At 48.4% G+C, this 16227-nt stretch carries 14 protein-coding genes; 9 read left to right on the top strand and 5 right to left on the bottom strand.

Annotation, left to right across the window (positions count from 1 at the left end):
• Positions 1-6 precede the first annotated feature (6 nt).
• The gene (locus EJP77_RS15220) at positions 7-1809 is read left to right on the top strand and encodes a M3 family oligoendopeptidase (RefSeq protein ID WP_127200106.1); all 1803 of its coding nucleotides are present in this window, start codon (positions 7-9) and stop codon (positions 1807-1809) included.
• 243 nt (positions 1810-2052) lie between these two features.
• The gene (locus EJP77_RS15225) at positions 2053-2460 is read left to right on the top strand and encodes an O-methyltransferase (RefSeq protein ID WP_127200238.1); all 408 of its coding nucleotides are present in this window, start codon (positions 2053-2055) and stop codon (positions 2458-2460) included.
• A gap of 401 nt (positions 2461-2861) precedes the next feature.
• On the opposite strand, the gene EJP77_RS15230 is transcribed toward EJP77_RS15225, so the two are convergent.
• Both EJP77_RS15230 and EJP77_RS15235 read right to left on the bottom strand, forming a co-directional pair.
• Positions 2862-3101, bottom strand: a complete 240-nt coding sequence (locus EJP77_RS15230; RefSeq protein WP_127200107.1) for an alpha/beta-type small acid-soluble spore protein — start codon at positions 3099-3101, stop codon at positions 2862-2864.
• A 176-nt stretch (positions 3102-3277) separates the two neighbouring features.
• Positions 3278-4246, bottom strand: a complete 969-nt coding sequence (locus EJP77_RS15235; RefSeq protein WP_127200108.1) for an aldose 1-epimerase — start codon at positions 4244-4246, stop codon at positions 3278-3280.
• 427 nt (positions 4247-4673) lie between these two features.
• Here EJP77_RS15235 and trpS point away from each other — a divergent pair, with 427 nt between their 5' ends.
• The 3 genes from trpS to EJP77_RS15250 all read left to right on the top strand — a co-directional run bounded on the left by trpS (position 4674) and on the right by EJP77_RS15250 (position 7576).
• Positions 4674-5666 (top strand): tryptophan--tRNA ligase, encoded by a 993-nt coding sequence (gene trpS, locus EJP77_RS15240; protein WP_127200109.1) that lies wholly within the window; start codon positions 4674-4676, stop codon positions 5664-5666.
• A gap of 338 nt (positions 5667-6004) precedes the next feature.
• Complete coding sequence (gene cyoE, locus EJP77_RS15245; RefSeq protein ID WP_127200239.1) at positions 6005-6895, top strand: heme o synthase; 891 nt, start codon at positions 6005-6007, stop codon at positions 6893-6895.
• A gap of 87 nt (positions 6896-6982) precedes the next feature.
• Positions 6983-7576 (top strand): SCO family protein, encoded by a 594-nt coding sequence (locus tag EJP77_RS15250; RefSeq protein ID WP_127200110.1) that lies wholly within the window; start codon positions 6983-6985, stop codon positions 7574-7576.
• A gap of 30 nt (positions 7577-7606) precedes the next feature.
• Here EJP77_RS15250 and EJP77_RS15255 read toward each other — a convergent pair whose 3' ends face one another.
• The 3 genes from EJP77_RS15255 to EJP77_RS15260 all read right to left on the bottom strand — a co-directional run bounded on the left by EJP77_RS15255 (position 7607) and on the right by EJP77_RS15260 (position 9477).
• The gene (locus EJP77_RS15255; protein ID WP_127200111.1) at positions 7607-7951 is read right to left on the bottom strand and encodes a toprim domain-containing protein; all 345 of its coding nucleotides are present in this window, start codon (positions 7949-7951) and stop codon (positions 7607-7609) included.
• Positions 7952-8073: 122 nt separating this feature from the next.
• Positions 8074-8199: a hypothetical protein gene (locus EJP77_RS21010; protein ID WP_281278498.1), complete on the bottom strand. Its 126-nt coding sequence runs from the start codon at positions 8197-8199 to the stop codon at positions 8074-8076.
• 105 nt (positions 8200-8304) lie between these two features.
• Positions 8305-9477: an MFS transporter gene (locus EJP77_RS15260; RefSeq protein WP_127200112.1), complete on the bottom strand. Its 1173-nt coding sequence runs from the start codon at positions 9475-9477 to the stop codon at positions 8305-8307.
• Positions 9478-10109: 632 nt separating this feature from the next.
• On the opposite strand from EJP77_RS15260, the gene EJP77_RS15265 reads away from it, so the two are divergent.
• The 4 genes from EJP77_RS15265 to EJP77_RS15280 all read left to right on the top strand — a co-directional run bounded on the left by EJP77_RS15265 (position 10110) and on the right by EJP77_RS15280 (position 16176).
• Positions 10110-10550: a hypothetical protein gene (locus EJP77_RS15265; protein ID WP_127200113.1), complete on the top strand. Its 441-nt coding sequence runs from the start codon at positions 10110-10112 to the stop codon at positions 10548-10550.
• A 114-nt stretch (positions 10551-10664) separates the two neighbouring features.
• Positions 10665-11753: a transglutaminase domain-containing protein gene (locus tag EJP77_RS15270; RefSeq protein WP_127200240.1), complete on the top strand. Its 1089-nt coding sequence runs from the start codon at positions 10665-10667 to the stop codon at positions 11751-11753.
• A gap of 90 nt (positions 11754-11843) precedes the next feature.
• Positions 11844-13946 carry a peptidoglycan D,D-transpeptidase FtsI family protein gene (locus EJP77_RS15275; protein ID WP_127200114.1) on the top strand — a complete coding sequence of 701 codons (2103 nt, stop codon included), beginning with the start codon at positions 11844-11846 and terminating at the stop codon, positions 13944-13946.
• A 136-nt stretch (positions 13947-14082) separates the two neighbouring features.
• On the top strand, positions 14083-16176 hold the full coding sequence (locus EJP77_RS15280; protein ID WP_127200115.1) for a peptidoglycan D,D-transpeptidase FtsI family protein: 2094 nt from the start codon (positions 14083-14085) through the stop codon (positions 16174-16176).
• The last annotated feature ends 51 nt before the right edge of the window (positions 16177-16227 follow it).

Consider the following 16227-nt stretch of genomic DNA (forward strand, 5'->3'; position numbering starts at 1 on the left):
AATAGCATGACACAACTTAAACAGCCTGTCTCCTTGACTTGGGATCTGGAGTCCTTGTTCCCCGGGGGGTCTTCTTCAGCAGAATTCCAAGCCTTTCTCAGCAAGCTGGAGCAGGATATTGAGGAGCTTAAGCAGCAAGTGAAGGGGTTTGAAGCTCCCAAGACCGTCCAGGATACGGAATCTCTGGACGGCTTCATTGACTCTCTTCAGAGCGCCTACTCCCGAATCACTGAAGCAGGAAGCTATGTGGGATGCTTGACTGCCCAAGATACAACGGACAAGAAGGCAGTACAGCTCTCAGGTAAGGTAACCTCCCTCAAGGCTGAGTTACAGGGCCTTACTACGGTATTTGAGAGCCTTCTTCGTGCAACAGAGGACGAGGTGTTCTCAGAGTGGATCAAGCGTCCCCAAATTGCACCTATCGCCTTCTCGCTGAATGAGAGCCGCGAAAGAACCCGCGAGAAGCTGCCTCCCGAGCAGGAAAGTCTCATTCTTGACCTGGCTGTAGACGGATACCATGGCTGGGGAGAGCATTACGATACGATCGTCAGCAAGGTAAGCATTCCTTTTACAGAGGACAATGGGGAAGAGGTTGTTCTGTCCGCTGGTCAGGCCCATAACAAGCTGCATAATCCAAGCCGTGAGATTCGTGAAGAAACCTTTGTGAAATGGGAGAATGCTTGGGAACAAGTCAGTGATTACTGCGCAGATACGCTCAATCGTCTTGCAGGCTTCAGATTGAAGCTGTATGAGAGACGCGGATGGGACGATGTCCTTAAGGAGCCGCTCAGTATTAACCGGATGTCCCAAGAGACGCTCGATACCATGTGGTCTGTAATCGCACAGAACAAACAGATATTTGTGAAATACCTTGAGCGCAAAGCCAAGCTGCTGGGTGTAGAACGTCTTAGCTGGGCTGATGTAGAAGCTCCACTCGGAAAGACGGATACCAAGATCGAATATAATGATGCGGCTGAGGAGATCGTAAAAGAATTTAGGACCTTCAGTCCGAAATTGGCGGACTTCACGGTAGATGCTTTCAATAAGAACTGGATTGAAGCCGAAGACCGGAAGGGCAAACGTCCGGGCGGCTTTTGTACCTCTATGATTGAAAGCAAGCAGACACGAATCTTCATGACCTACAGCGGAACGGCATCCAATGTATCCACACTCGCTCACGAGCTGGGTCATGCTTACCATCAATATGTTATGGATGACCTGCCGCCCTTCAACCAGAGTTATGCCATGAACGTGGCCGAGACGGCTTCCACATTTGCCGAGATGATTCTGTCGGATGCCCAGGTGAAGAATGCCGCTAGCAAGGAAGAGAAGATTACGCTACTTGAAGACAAAATCCAGCGCAGTGTTGCTTTCTTCATGAACATACATGCCCGCTTCCTGTTCGAGACCCGGTTCTACGAGAAGCGCAAGGAAGGTCTGCTGAATGCGGAAGAAATCTCTGCACTCATGGTTGAAGCCCAACAAGAAGCCTATAATGGTGCGCTGGCTTCTTATCACCCGCATTTCTGGGCTTCCAAGCTTCATTTCTACATCACAGATGTGCCGTTCTACAATTTCCCGTATACCTTTGGCTACCTGTTCAGTACAGGCATATTTGCCCGGGCGCAGCGTGAAGGTGATTCTTTTGCCGAGAAATACGATGCACTGCTGCAGGATACCGGCCGGATGACGGTGGAAGATCTGGCCAAGAAGCACTTGAATGTGGACCTGACCCAGCCGGATTTCTGGCAGGAAGCGGTATCTTTGGCTGTTGCGGATGTCGAGCAATTCCTTGAAATGACCGAATAAATAATCAGCAAAATGCAAACTTTAACCGCTCAATTCAGTGAGACTGTGTCTGACTGGCTGAGCGGTTTTTTGTCGTAATTTAAGGAGTAGTGACGAAAGCTGAAAGAAGATAAATTGAAAATTATATTTATATAGGCATAATTACCCAATTTTGTAGGTTATTGTTGATGGGTATATTAGAATGGAATATAATGAGACGTAAGCCCTATATTAGGGAAACATAAAGGGGAAGGGAGGGTGGATATTTTGAAGACAGAACAATTTTCATTAGCAAGACAACTGGATATAGTATTTAGAGAGTTAGAGGGAGAGTTAACAGGACTTACGTCAGGGACTGTATTTGTACAGATCCGCAACAACGTTATCGGCAAGTTCGGTATCCGCCAGAATCCGATTAGTGGGAGAAACGGACATTTATCAGGGGAGGATCTAGGATTAACTACAGTTCAACAAGCTTCATTTAGAAAAATGGCTCTGGAATCGCTCAATTTCAAGCGTCACTGGACACATGGTGAAATCAGCTATGAATTTGCACTTCGCAAGGACATCGTTATTGTTGATGCCACGCTTGAATCTAACTATAATATGGCCAACCTAATGATTCGGTATCCAAGGAAAGAAACTACCCATACATATCAAGAGCATTCTTAATTCATGATCATGAATAGCTAACTGCAAGTGAACAGCAGCAGAGAAGCAGCAGGACTTAATTGATACGCATGATGCGGATCAGGGAAGCCCTGCTTTTACTAATAATCGAAGTTAGTGTCACAATCAGGTGTGCTGCTGTCTAATCCCCTTAGGCAGAACTCCGCTGGTGGTGAATAGAACAAGAAATAGAATGAAGCTGATACAAGTTAATGCTGCGATAGAGAGAAAACTCTCCCGAGCGGTATCAGTTCTTAGCTCTAAAACATTATCAGGAACCAGCCCAGACAGCTGCTGATTCATTTTCCATTCGTTGTCAATAGGAATGCAGGAATCACACAAAAACAAGCGGCCTGCTCAGAGCAGACCGCTTGTTCGTATATCATTGTAGGATAGAACGCAAATTATAGGTTAGAACGACCCGATAATTGCTGTTCTGCCAATTGCACGAGACGTTTTGTGATGTAGCCCCCAAGGGAACCATTCTCACGGGAAGTGTTATCTCCAAGGTAACCATCTTGAGGGATAGTTACACCAAGCTCTTGAGCTGCTTCAAATTTCAATTGTTGCAATGCTTGGTTCGCTTGGGGAACGATAAGGTTGTTACTGCGACGACTTCCGCCACGGTTGTTTGAACCTGCCATGTTTGTCACCTCCTTCGACCTTAGTGATGTTAGTATGGTTTCAGACTCATAAAATATGCACAGGAAATCAGAGTATAAGAGGTGGTAAATATTAGAGCAATACGGGGGATTTCATTAAGGAGATAATAAAAAAACGGTAACCGCAGTAATAGCGGTACCGTCTTAACGTAGATAGCTTAGGAAGGGTATACAATGTCTAGATTCACCTGAAGGGTAAGCTGCTGTTCAGGTTGAAGATCAATAAGCCCAGTGACCTCGTTAGTCAGATTCAGGTTCGGTGCATTGGGAAGCCAAGTATACGGTTCAATGCAGAAGAATTGATCGGCCTCCCCTTTGGTGTAGAGAACCCAATGCTTGAAATATTCAGGATCAGCCGAGTAACGAATAGCATATCCGTCTTCACGCTGCAGCAGCGCTTCGGCAGGCTTGCCGCCGACACTGAACATGGTATCAAAATTCGTGCCTTTCAGATTCAGGCCTGTATTCAGACGATCTAATTCGCCTAAAGGAGCCGTTTCACCGGTAGAGACATTCTCTTCATCTAGCAAGTAGGTCTCCGTTACCGGAAGACGTAAGGTCCAGGCATCGGGCTGTCCATCAAGCAGGAACCATGTATGCAGTCCTAGACCGAATGGGGCGGGCTTATCACCCATATGTGTGATTTTGAAAGTTTGGGATAATGAAGCACCCTGCAGTCTCAGGGTCATTTCAAGCTTCAGTGGAACAGGATACTGCCGAATCCATTCCGGATCATCAGAGGTCAGGAATTCAGTTGTAATTGCGCAGCCCTCTTCATCTTCTTCAATATCACTGACCCGCCAGCACTGGGTGCGATGGAGTCCGTGAATATGGTTGTCATTAGCGGTATTACGATCGAATTGATAATGTTGTCCGGCATATTCGAAATGTCCTCTGCGGATTCTACCTGGTGGAATCAGAAGAGGAATGCCGAAGTGGTAAGGTTTCTGCAGATAAAAATCGAGTTCGTTCTCCTCGGGCCGCCGCAGCACTTCACGCTGCTGCACTTTATCGGTAAGCGCGATAACATTATTCCCGAGCCGTGGCAACAGTGTGACTTCAAGTTCGCGGCTATGTAAAATATAGGTGTCGTAGCCGTTCCATTGCCCTTTGGTCACTTTTTTCATATCGTTGCTCCTTTTCCCACTATAATCAAAATTCAAAGCTAGACCTATCATAACACTTTTGCTGAGGGACGGAAAATCTGATTTGACAGATTTGGTTAGGCACATTTAATATGGAAACATAAACTTGAAAGATATGCAACGCGTTGATGGGGATAAGTAGTCAGGAGATGCCTCCTGCAGAAAGCCGGTGGATGATGCGAACCGGTGAGGCGGCTTTATGAGGAATGGACCCCGGAGTGACGAAAGGAACGGAGTACGCCTAGTAGGGGCGAATCCCAGTATGTTCGGACGGCATTCCCCGTTACAGGAATCTAAGGCTGAAGTCCGCTGCAAGGACTTATAGCGAATTAGGGTGGCACCACGGTCTCACGTCCCTTACGGATGTGGGTTTTTTTGTGTTTGAATACATGATAAAGGGGATTTACAGATGAAGAAAAAAATCGTGCTCTCCGGCATTCAACCGAGCGGCAAGCTCACGCTTGGCAACTACATTGGTGCAATGCAGAACTTCGTTCAGCTTCAGCACGAATATGATTGTAACTTCATGGTCGTCGACCTTCATGCCATAACAGTGACCCAGGAGCCGGAGGCCCTTCGTGAGCAGTCCGAGGCTGTGGCTGCTTTGTTCATTGCGGCCGGCATTGATCCGAATAAAGCAAATGTATATATGCAGTCCCATGTTCCGCAGCACGCTCAGCTCGGCTGGATTATGACCACACTGACTTCAATGGGCGAGCTTGAGCGGATGACCCAGTTCAAGGATAAGTCTTCGGGAAAAGATTCCGTAGGCGCCGGATTGTTCGTATACCCATCTCTGATGGCTGCGGATATTCTGCTGTATAACGCTGATCTGGTACCTGTTGGCGAGGATCAGAAGCAGCATTTGGAACTTACGCGTGATCTGGCAGGCCGGTTCAATCATAGATATGGTGATTTCTTTACCATTCCTGAGCCTTATATCCCTAAAGTGGGCGCACGGGTCATGTCGCTGGACGATGCATCTAATAAGATGAGCAAAAGCAATCCGAATGCGGGCAGCTATATCGCGCTGCTGGATTCCCCAGCCGAGATCCGCAAGAAGATCAGCCGGGCTACTACAGACTCCGGCCGTGAAGTGAAGTATGACCCGGCAAGCAAGCCAGAGGTCAGTAATCTGATCAGCATTTACAGCCAGTGCTCGGGCTTGTCAATAGAAGAGGTTGAGAAACGCTATGAAGGGCAAATGTATGGACCGTTCAAGAAGGATCTTGCCGAGGTGGTCGTCGCCAAGCTTGAGCCCATTCAAGAACGCTACCGTCAAATTCGGGAATCCGGTGAAATTACGGATATTCTGCGTCAGGGCGCAGAGCGGGCGGAAGAGTTGGCTGCTAGAACTCTTGCCGAAGTGCAGAAGAGAATGGGCTTCCTGCCGAAAGCCTAGGCCTTTGTGTTTTAAGACAGGCAAGAAATTCAGATGGGCAGCGGCTGAAAGTGCAAGCTTTCCGCGACTGTCTAGCCGTTCTCCATTCATACTTGAACAGGTTAACTGTCTAAGCCGGACTATATGTCCGGCTTCGTCTTTGTTCCTGTATCGGTGTCACTGAATTGTCATACAATGACTTGGATTGTTGGCTAATTGTCAAACACTTGAGCAATTTGATATGATAAAGTTTATAGCAGAGGATGAAACGTTGTCCCGCTATGACCAAATAAGGAGGAACAATCCGCGTGGGTAAACAATATAGCTACACCGCTCCTTCGGATTCCCCAGCAATTGCTATGAGACCATCACCGACCGGCGATACTGCCACATGGAGAGATTTTGTAGCGCTGACCAAGCCCGGAATCCTTCGCTCCAATCTGATTGCCGCTTTTGCAGGATTTTGGCTCGCATCCGGTTGGGATTTACAATATGGAAAGCTTCTTTTGACACTTCTGGGTACAGTTCTTATTATGGCTTCAGCTTGCGTATTCAACAACTATTACGACCGTGAGCTTGATAGCAAGATGGAACGGACTAAGGGTCGTGCACTTCCTACGGGCAAGCTTGCGCCGGCCGTTGTGCTTTGGTATTCAATTATTTTGGGGATTGCCGGATTTGGCGTACTGTTCGCATTCTCCGGACTTCTCGCCGGACTTTGCGGCATTGTTGGTTTTGTCGTATATGCAGGGATCTACACCATGTGGCTGAAACGTACTTCGACCTGGAGTACTTCAGTCGGCGCCGTGTCGGGTGCTGCAGTTCCTGTTATCGGTTACGTTGCCGTGACTGGAAAGATTGACCTGGGAGCGATTCTGTTATTCGCTTTGCTGTTTCTGTGGCAGCCACCGCACTTCTGGGCCCTTGGCATTCGCCGGGTTGAGGAGTACCGGGCAGCTGGGTTCCCGCTGCTTCCTGTTGTTAAGGGAATTGCAAGAACGAAAGTTCAAATGATTCCTTACCTTGCTCTGCTGCTGCCTATTCCGCCGCTTATGTATGCCTATGGATATACAGGCATGTGGTTCTTGATCATCGGCGAGGCTGTAGCTGTCATGTGGCTGTACATGGCTTTGATGGGCTTCAGCAAGAAGGCGGAGACTGATACCTGGGCAAAGAAAGTATTTCTTTTCTCCATCAGCTATCTAATGATTACCCTGCTTGTTATGATTCTGGATACAGTTCATCATTAAGCCGGATATCCGAAGTACCAAGAGAATCCCATGGCAGCATGGGGTTCTTTTTTTAAGATAATCATCCAAGGAGGAGTGGCTTTAACAATGCTTAGAAAGTACAAATGGACCTGGATCCTGCTTGCCATATGCGTGATTCTGGCAGGATATCTTCTAGTTGATACATACAGTAAACCCAAAATTCCAATGATCCGTCCCGTCCAGAATTTCTCCATGGAGAACGTGGACGGGAAGACGGTTACCCTGCAGGATACGAACGGAAAGGTACGGCTATTTTATTTCTTCTTCGCGCAGTGCACGGATGTATGCCCGCTGACCACCTTCAAGATGTCGCAGATCCAGAATCTGCTCAAGAAAGACGGCGTGTTCGGCAAGGACGCCAGCTTTGTATCGATTTCCTTCGATCCCATAAGGGACACCCGTGAGGAGATTAAGAAGTTCGGGGATAAATTCGGTGCCGATTACAGCGGCTGGTACTTCCTGCGCGGAGACGAGAAGAAGACGGCCGAATTTGCAATGAATACGTTCCAGTTCATCATTAATAAAGACAGGGACGGCAACTTCGCGCACTCCGATCTGATTGCACTTGTAGACCGGGAAGGGAATTACCGCAAATTTTATAAAAGTGACGTGAGCGCCGAGGAAATAGCGGCCGAGGTAGAACGATTAGCTAAAGAATAGGGCAAAGAGACAAGTCTCTGGACTTGTCCGCTAGAAGCCGGGTGGAGGATATAGAATGTATTCCTCCAGGCCGGCTTTTTCTAATTGCTGAATGACATATTCATCAGGTGTACCTTCAACGCCGGCGTAGCCCCGGCGGGTGTAGATATGTCCGGCATCCGGAAAGGTGTCTCTGAGTATGCCGCGGATTCTTTTGCCTGAAGCGTCATTGTCCATGAAAAGATAGGTTTCTTCATCCTTGATCTTCTTGCGGAGTGTCTCGAGCTTCTGGCTGTTCAGGGTTCCAAAGGTGCATAGAATTTCAACTTCTTCATTCAGCACCCGGCGCAGCTTGCTGCGGTCGTTCTTGCCTTCAACAATGATGTATACAGGAATGATGGCTCACCTCACAGGCTTGGCTTTCCTCTATAGTGTAAACCTAACTTGGTTTTCCATGCAAAATTCAAAGAGACCTGCCTTGAACAGGCAAGTCTCCTACTGTATAGCAGATCTTAATCTTAGAAGAACGGAGTGCGAAGGATGATGACGAGCAAGATGTAGAGAACAAGGATGGTACCTGTAGAAGTCCACAATCCCATTCCTGGTCCGACTGGTCCAGGACCGCAGTTACCCGCGTAACTCATGATTCATTCACCTGCCTTCAAGTGGTTGTTAGTACATAAACAGAGTATGATCCTTGCCCTGTAGGGTCTTGTGCATCAGCCTAAACAGAATAAATTTATCTGCCGTCATACTACCGTAGTTGGCGTCTTGCCGGTTCCGGTCGGAGACTCTGGTTTGGTGCGAAGCGGGGGGACGGTGACGAGTAGAACCATAAGTAAGAGAAAGGCAAGAAAGTAAGGAGAGAAGACGTGACGAATTTGTCCCGCCACCACCGGACCAAGAAAAGCGCCGAGTGACATGGAGATCGATTGCAGGGAAAAGACAGTCCCCAGTCGCTTGCCGCCGCTTAACTCGATGAAGAGAGAAGCCATTGCCGGAAAGAGCACACCTTTGGACATGCCAAGAAAGAATAGGGATGCCGCCAGGGGCACATTCCAGGCAGAAGCCATGGAATAGAAAGCCAGCGCCATTCCAAGCACTCCCGCTGTAGCTCTCACGTAAGGCGAGTATCGGTGCAGAAAGAGCATGCTGAGAGTTACCAGAGCACCTAAACTGAGCAAAGAGAAGTAAATTCCGGTGTCGAGGATTCCGGAGAGTCCACCGGCCTGCAGGGGAAGCTCGAAGAACAGGATTCCCTGCGCACAGGCAACAAAGAGCGGCAGAAGATAAAACCTCATGGGAATAACCCTAAAGCCGGCGTATTCCCTGCCTGCCTCCGGTAATGCCGAGTGTGCTAGCTCTGGACTGCTTCCCTGGCGGTCATGAACAATGAAGACCGCAATAATTCCGGTTCCGATCAGGAGCCAACCCAGGGACTGAAAGGTTAAGCCAAAGCCCGCTTTGGCGACCAGGAAAGCACCTGCTGCCGGGGACACGACTGATGCGAGCGTGTGCATTACGCCATGTCCGGCCATAAGTTTACCCTGCTTGATCCGGTCTTCAGACAGGGAAGCAAGTAGGGCCAGGCAGGCCGGGGCCAGAAAGGCAAGCACGAAACCGCTCAGTGAGCGAAGCACGAGCAGCTGCCAGGGGGCAGTGACATGAGCCTGAATCAGCAGGATGATCCCGGCTGAGATCAAGCTGAAGATGAGATAGCGGCGGCTGCCATGTTTGTCCACACCTCGGCCTGCAAGCAGATTGCCCGGCAGATGGGTGATGGAGTAGATCCCCATCATCCACCCGATGAAAGTGGGGGCGGCCCCTAGTGACAGAGCGAACGGTGTGAGAATCGGATACTGGGCGTGCAGGTCAAAAAAAGCGATGAACATAAAAAAATAGAGCCAAAATGCGATCTTCATACCGTCCCTCCTCAAAGTTTTACGAAGTAAAACTACTTCGAAAGCACAAGCTTAAGTTTTTACGAAGTAAAACTACTTCGAAAGCATAAGCTTAAGTTTTACGAAGTAAAACTCGCTTCGAAAGCATATATAAGTTGAATTTAAGATTACTTATAGGCAAGAGTGTGAAATGATTCTGGAGAAGCGCAGCGTTCGCCTTTGTTCTCAGACTTCTACCTATAAAATTCAATTAAGAAGTCTGAGAACAACAGCGATCGTAAGAACATTTCATACGGCTGGCTAGTACGTAACTCAATATTTGAACTTATATAGCTTAAGTTTTACGAAGTAAAACTATTTCGAAAGCATAAGCTTAAGTTTTGCGAAGTAAAACTCGCTTCGGAAGCATATAAGTTGAATTTAAGAATTACTTATAGGCAAGAGTGTGAAATGATTAGTTCAGTCCCTATACTTGTACGTTCAGCGGGACGAACTTATGCTATTTTTAACATATTTCCTTAAATTCACTGGGTAGAACCCCCTCAGGGGGTTAGGCTGACATCCCATATGGCCATCATGTATAATAAATAGAGCAACTTGGCGTTTGCCGGTAAGGCTCCACAAAATGACGAAATTAGGAGTGTATAAATAGGATGGACGTGCAAGTGTGGATTGATTTTTTTAAGCAAAATTGGCTCGTGTTCGTAATTGCACTGGTCGCTTTGCTGCTGATTGTGAATTTAGTCAAGACTGTGGTCAAGTGGGGGCTGATTCTGGTTATCGTGGCCTTCCTGGTCATTTACAGTGGAATCTCGCTTAAGGATCTGGGACAGGTGGCTTCTACACTTACCACGCAAACTACGGATGCGGTGAAGAGTGAAGCTATCAAGATGATGACAACTGAAGCCAAGGAAGCCAAGTTCACGAACAATCCGGATGGATCGTATGTGATCAAGTCGCCCAATCTGGAAGTCACCGGGAAGCCGGACAGCGATAAAGTAAAAGTTACATTCCGGGACGTATCTCTCGGCGAATGGAGCCGAAGTGATGCACTTAATGCTTTCATTCAAGAAGCTAAAAGGAACTCAAAATAGCACCCACCATTTTGAGTCCTAGCGATCGATCAAGAGAGGGGTTTGCGGAACGTGCAAGGCTGGGTTCAAAATGTGCAGAACTATAATTTTGTCAATTTACTGTTAATACTGATTATGGCTGTCTCTGTTCTACAGGGACTCTTTCGGGGCGGTTCCAGATCCGCAGGACGTCTATTCTCTCTGATTAGCGGAGGGATCTTGTCCTTGGTGGGAATCGCCTTATCCGTTCCTTTTGCGATGTGGCTGTCGCCCCTTGTTCAGAAGTGGTTGTCCGGGGTTGCTCTGCCGGCACGGGATTTAAGCAAATGGGAACAAATTTACTATACCCTCATTACAGCCATCCGTGAGTTCCCGCTTATGCGATTCGCTGTGGTCTTCATAATTGGATACTGGATCATCCGTTCCATTCTTGGGATTACGGCAGCGCTGGTGTTCGGAGGAACGGCCCTGTTCAGCCGTTGGGGTGGAAGAGACAGGGAAAGACCCTCTTCCCTATTAAGCAGACTTGCGGGTGCCGGAATTGGTGCTGTGATTGGCGGGGCGCGCTGCATCGTGGTCATTGCTGCCTTATTTATCATTGTAACTTTGTATCCGAACAGCCAATTCAGCCATTATGTTGAGGCATCACCGGTATATCGTGAAGGCGCACAGACTATTATCGAGCCTTTATCCGGAAGTCTGATCAAAGACAAGCTTCCTGTGTTCACACGCAGCGTGGAAGAAGAGCTTAACGGGATTATGCAGCGCAGATACGAGGTTCTTGACGCTCAAGTGCCGGACAATATTACCTTAGCTGCTGCAGCCGTGGTCAAGGGAGCCTCAACCGATGAAGAGAAGGCCCGGAAGCTCTATGATTGGGTAGGAACTCGTGTTAACTATGACTATAACAAAGTGAAGGATTACGAGGAAAAGCAAATTTGGCATGAACAGACTCCACAGATGACATTCGATACCAAGCTTGGAGTCTGTATTGATTATGCTCGCCTGTATGCCGTCATGGCTCGTTCGCAAGGGCTAAAAGTGAAGGTGATCACAGGACTTGGTTACAACGGTCAGGGCGGCTATGGCCCCCATGCCTGGAATGAGGTCTATCTAAGTGAGTCCAAGAAATGGGTACCTCTTGATCCAACCTGGGCTCAAAGTGGAGACTGGTTCAATCCAAAGGCTTTTAATGAGACGCACATTGCTGACAAGGCTGTCTAACGAACCGATCTATAGAAATTCGCGGGGCGAGGCAGGGCTATGTTAAAATACAGAGAACACCAAGCTTGTCAAAGTAAGTAGGAGGAACCGATGAAAAAGAATTACCAGGACGATCCGAGAGAGAAGGAAGCGGCGCAGCAGCGGCATTTCAATATTCGGCTTAATCTGTTTTTTTTCACTGCATTTGCTATTTTTACAGTTATTATTGTGCGTCTTGCTATTCTTCAATTTGTAGAAGGGCCGAGTCTGATTAAGCAGGGAGGTAATCTGGCCGTCAAGGATATCCCGCTTCCGCCTACACGGGGAACGATCTATGACCGGAAGAATATCAAATTAGCCTACTCCACACCTGTTCAATCGCTTTACATGACATTGACGAATGAATACACCGGAAAGAATGAAGCGAATGCGAAGGAGCTGGCGAAGAAATTGGTCGCCAAGTTCAATGAACTGGGGGACCAGAGCGGTGAGAAGCTGACCGTGGACCAGGTTGTGGAAGCGATGGATCTCAAGTCGCGTCTAAGCGGTGGCTTTACACCTCGTCGTCTAAAGGTGGGACTGTCCAATAAGGAAATTGCTTATTTCATGGAGCATAAGTCGGAGTATCCCGGCATTGATGTGGTTGAGGAGAGTATTCGAAATTACTATACCGATCCGAAGGATGGCGTGAATGGACTTGCTGTTCAGACTGTCGGCTATATTAAGAAGTTTAAAGGCGCATCCACCAGCTTGAATTTCTATAAACTGAAGACTGGTAGGGCGGATGATCCGGCTCTGCAGTATACCGATACAGAGGATGTCGGCTTTGACGGCTTGGAGTATCAATATCAAGACGAACTGCGCGGGAAAAACGGATTCAAGAGCGTCTCGGTAGACCCGCGGAACATGGCCAGCGGCATTGCGGATGTGACTCCGCCAGAGAAAGGCCATGATCTCTACCTGAATATCGACAGCGATGTTCAGTTGGCTGCGCAGAAAGCGATTATGGATCAGCTGAGCTGGCTGCACACACATCCGGTCAGCGGTAAATATCACCCGAATGCCAGAACAGGGTTCGCGGTGGCCATGGAAGTGAGCACTGGAAATGTGGTTGCCATGGCGAGTATGCCCGATTATGATCCGAATGTATGGCGAACCGGGGGAATCTCCGGTGACAACTATGACAAGATCAAGAATGTGTACCAGAACGGAACAATTCGCTCCTTCGGTTCAGGACAGAAAGGGCAGCATCCCGAATCTGTAGTTCTGCTGGGATCTACGATTAAGCCGCTGTCCGTCTTAATTGGTCTGAATGACGGATTGTTCACGACCAGTACGCCTTATTATGACAAGGGCTACGCGACTTTTGGTAAGAATGACTCTTCGAGAGTTCAGAACTCCCAGGGTCACGTATACGGGTATCTGAACAGCCCGGCAGATGCGATCCGCCACTCTTCCAATACGTTTATGGTAGACATGGTCGGGGAGAGACTTTATAAGAAACATGGGGAGAAAGGGATCGACCTGTGGGATGAATACATGAAGAAGTTCGGTCTAGGTGTATCTACAGGTGTCGATCTGCCTAATGAATATCTCGGATTCCGGGAGTATACGAATGAGAAAGAAACTGCATTATCCCGGCTTGCCTATGCATCCTTCGGACAGCAGGGGAAATATACCACGATGCAGCTTGCCCAGTACGCAACCATGCTGGCTACCCGCGGCAAAAGAATGGAACCGCATCTGGTCAATATGATCAAGGATGCCCAAGGGAACATTGTGAAGAAATTCGAACCCAAGGTTCTTGGTGAAGCGAAATTCAAGAACTCTTATTGGAATGAAGTTCTGAAAGGGATGGCTACGGATGTCAGCGCCTTTGACAACTTCCCGTATGACTTTGCCCGTAAGACAGGGACCTCGACCCAAAGTGTTGGCGGAAGGCTTGTCGATAACGGGGTGTTTATCGCCTTTGCACCGCGTAACAATCCAAAGCTTGCAGTAGCGGTAGTGATTCCTGAAGGGGGATTCGGTGCGCAAAGTGCTGCGCCAATTGCCCGGAAAATCTTCGATGCTTATGATATGGAATATGGCCTGGATGGTATTCCTAAGAAAACGCTGAAGAAGGCTGAGGATGCAGCAGCGGGTACAGCCGCTGGCACAACAGGAACAGGACAAACAGACCAAACTGGCCAAACAACAGGTACCACTAGATAAATAGGATAAGACGATCATGATAAGACTTATGCAGTCTGTCAGGATCGTCTTTTTTATTTGCTTTGGCGGTAGGGAAATGTATATGATAATAAGGAAAATAATTCCTTTTATGACAAGGCAGGTGTCCCCGAGTCCTATGCGTGTACATGCTAATCCCAATGAGCAGGAACAGGAAGCATTTAAGAAGAGAGATCTGATTAAGCGTCTGAATCTGTTTTTCTTTGGTTCCTTTGTTATTTTCACGATTATTATTATCCGTCTAGCTGTTCTGGAATTTGTAGAAGGTCCTGAGATTGTTAAGCAGCAGGGAGGAGACCCCAATATTATTAATGTTCCGCTGCCTCCAATCCGGGGAACGATCTACGACCGGAAGAGTATCAAATTAGCTTACTCCACACCCGTTCAATCGCTGTATATGACTCTGACGAATGAGTACACGGGGAATAATGAAGCGAATGCGAAGGTGCTGGCGAAGAAGCTGGTCGCCAAGTTCAACGAACTGGGGGACCAGGGCGGCGAGAAGCTGACCGTGGATCAGGTTGTGGAGGCGATGGATCTCAAGTCACGCCTAAGCGGTGGTTTTACACCCCGTCGTCTGAAGGTGGGCTTGTCCAATAAAGAAATCGCTTATTTCATGGAACATAAGTCTGAATATCCTAGGATCGACGTGGTAGAGGAGAGTATTCGTAATTACTATACCGATCCGAAGGATGGCGTGAATGGACTTGCGGTTCAGGCTGTCGGTTATATCAAGAAATTCAAAGGGGCTTCGACCAGCTTGGATTTCTATAAGCAGAAGACCGGCAGGGCCGATGATCCAGCTCTTCAGTACACCGATACGGAGGATGTCGGCTTTGACGGGCTGGAGTATCGGTATCAAGACGAGCTGCGGGGGAGAAACGGATTCAAGAGCGTCTCGGTTGATCCGCGGAACATGGCCAGCGGCGTGGCTGACGTAACCCCACCAGAGAAAGGGCATGACCTCTACCTGAACATCGACAGCGATGTTCAATTGGCTGCGCAGAAGGCGATTATGGATCAGCTGAGCTGGCTGCACACGCATCCGGTCAGTGGTGATTATCACCAAAATGCCAGAACGGGATTCGCGGTAGCCATGGAAGTGAACACGGGCAATGTAGTCGCCATGGCGAGTATGCCGGACTATGATCCGAATGTATGGCGTACCGGGGGAATTTCAAGTGACGACTATGACAAGATCAAGAATGTGTACCAGAACGGGACGATCCGCTCCTTCGGCTCCGGTCAGAAGAAGGGACATCACCCCGAATCGGTTGTTCTGCTTGGTTCTACAGTGAAGCCGCTCTCGGTCTTGATCGGTCTGACCGAAGGATTGTTCACGACCAGTACACCTTATTATGATAAAGGTTACGCGACTTTCGGTAAGAACGATTCGTCAAGGGTTCAGAACTCCCAGGGACATGTATATGAAAATCTACGCAGCCCGGCAGATGCGATCCGCCATTCTTCCAATGCATTTATGGTTGATATGGTCGGGAAGCGGCTCTATCGGAAATTTGGGGAGGAAGGGATCAATCTGTGGGACAAATACATGAAGAAGTTCGGACTTGGTGTATCCACAGGTGTCGATCTGCCTAATGAATATCTCGGATTCCGGGAATATACGAATAAAAAAGAGACCGTACTATCCCGGCTTGCCTTCGCTTCATTTGGACAGCAAGGGAAGTATACAACAATGCAGCTTGCCCAGTATACAGCCATGCTGGCCTCCCGCGGCAAACGAATGGAGCCGCATCTGGTCAACATGATCAAGGATGCCAAAGGGAAAATTGTGAAGAAGTTCGAACCGAAGGTTCTTAATGAAGAGAAATTCAAGAACTCTTACTGGGATGAAATTATAAAAGGGATGGCAACCGAAGTCGACGCCTTTGACAACTTCCCGTATGACTTTGCCCGTAAGACAGGGACCTCGACCCAAAGCGTCGGTGGAAAGAACGTCGACAACGGGGTGTTCATCGCCTTTGCTCCCCGGAAGAATCCGAAGCTGGCGGTAGCGGTTGTGATTCCAGAAGGCGGGTTCGGAGCGCATAGTGCGGCGCCGGTCGCCCGGAAGATCTTCGACGCTTACGACATGGAGTATGGCCTGGACGGGATCCCGAAGAAAACGCTGAAGAAAGCTGAGGATGGAGCAGCAGGCAAAGCGGCCGAGACAACGGGCCAAGCAGGGCAAGCAGCAGGATCGGCTCGGTAAATTTTAATGTGAGGACGATCCTGATAAGACTTTAGCGGTCTGTCGGGATCG

This window comes from Paenibacillus zeisoli, assembly GCF_003994465.1.
Classification (GTDB): domain Bacteria; phylum Bacillota; class Bacilli; order Paenibacillales; family Paenibacillaceae; genus Fontibacillus; species Fontibacillus zeisoli.

Excerpts from the sequence above, each read along its gene's own strand:
- trpS (WP_127200109.1), top strand. The coding sequence starts at position 4,674 with ATGAAGAAAAAAATCGTGCTCTCCGGCATTCAACCGAGCGGCAAGCTC.
- EJP77_RS15265 (WP_127200113.1), top strand. The coding sequence starts at position 10,110 with ATGGACGTGCAAGTGTGGATTGATTTTTTTAAGCAAAATTGGCTCGTG.
- EJP77_RS15250 (WP_127200110.1), top strand. The coding sequence starts at position 6,983 with ATGCTTAGAAAGTACAAATGGACCTGGATCCTGCTTGCCATATGCGTG.
- EJP77_RS15280 (WP_127200115.1), top strand. The coding sequence starts at position 14,083 with ATGCGTGTACATGCTAATCCCAATGAGCAGGAACAGGAAGCATTTAAG.
- EJP77_RS15235 (WP_127200108.1), bottom strand. The coding sequence starts at position 4,246 with ATGAAAAAAGTGACCAAAGGGCAATGGAACGGCTACGACACCTATATT.
- EJP77_RS15230 (WP_127200107.1), bottom strand. The coding sequence starts at position 3,101 with ATGGCAGGTTCAAACAACCGTGGCGGAAGTCGTCGCAGTAACAACCTT.
- EJP77_RS15220 (WP_127200106.1), top strand. The coding sequence starts at position 7 with ATGACACAACTTAAACAGCCTGTCTCCTTGACTTGGGATCTGGAGTCC.
- EJP77_RS15275 (WP_127200114.1), top strand. The coding sequence starts at position 11,844 with ATGAAAAAGAATTACCAGGACGATCCGAGAGAGAAGGAAGCGGCGCAG.
- EJP77_RS21010 (WP_281278498.1), bottom strand. The coding sequence starts at position 8,199 with ATGAGTTACGCGGGTAACTGCGGTCCTGGACCAGTCGGACCAGGAATG.
- EJP77_RS15270 (WP_127200240.1), top strand. The coding sequence starts at position 10,665 with ATGGCTGTCTCTGTTCTACAGGGACTCTTTCGGGGCGGTTCCAGATCC.
- cyoE (WP_127200239.1), top strand. The coding sequence starts at position 6,005 with ATGAGACCATCACCGACCGGCGATACTGCCACATGGAGAGATTTTGTA.
- EJP77_RS15260 (WP_127200112.1), bottom strand. The coding sequence starts at position 9,477 with ATGAAGATCGCATTTTGGCTCTATTTTTTTATGTTCATCGCTTTTTTT.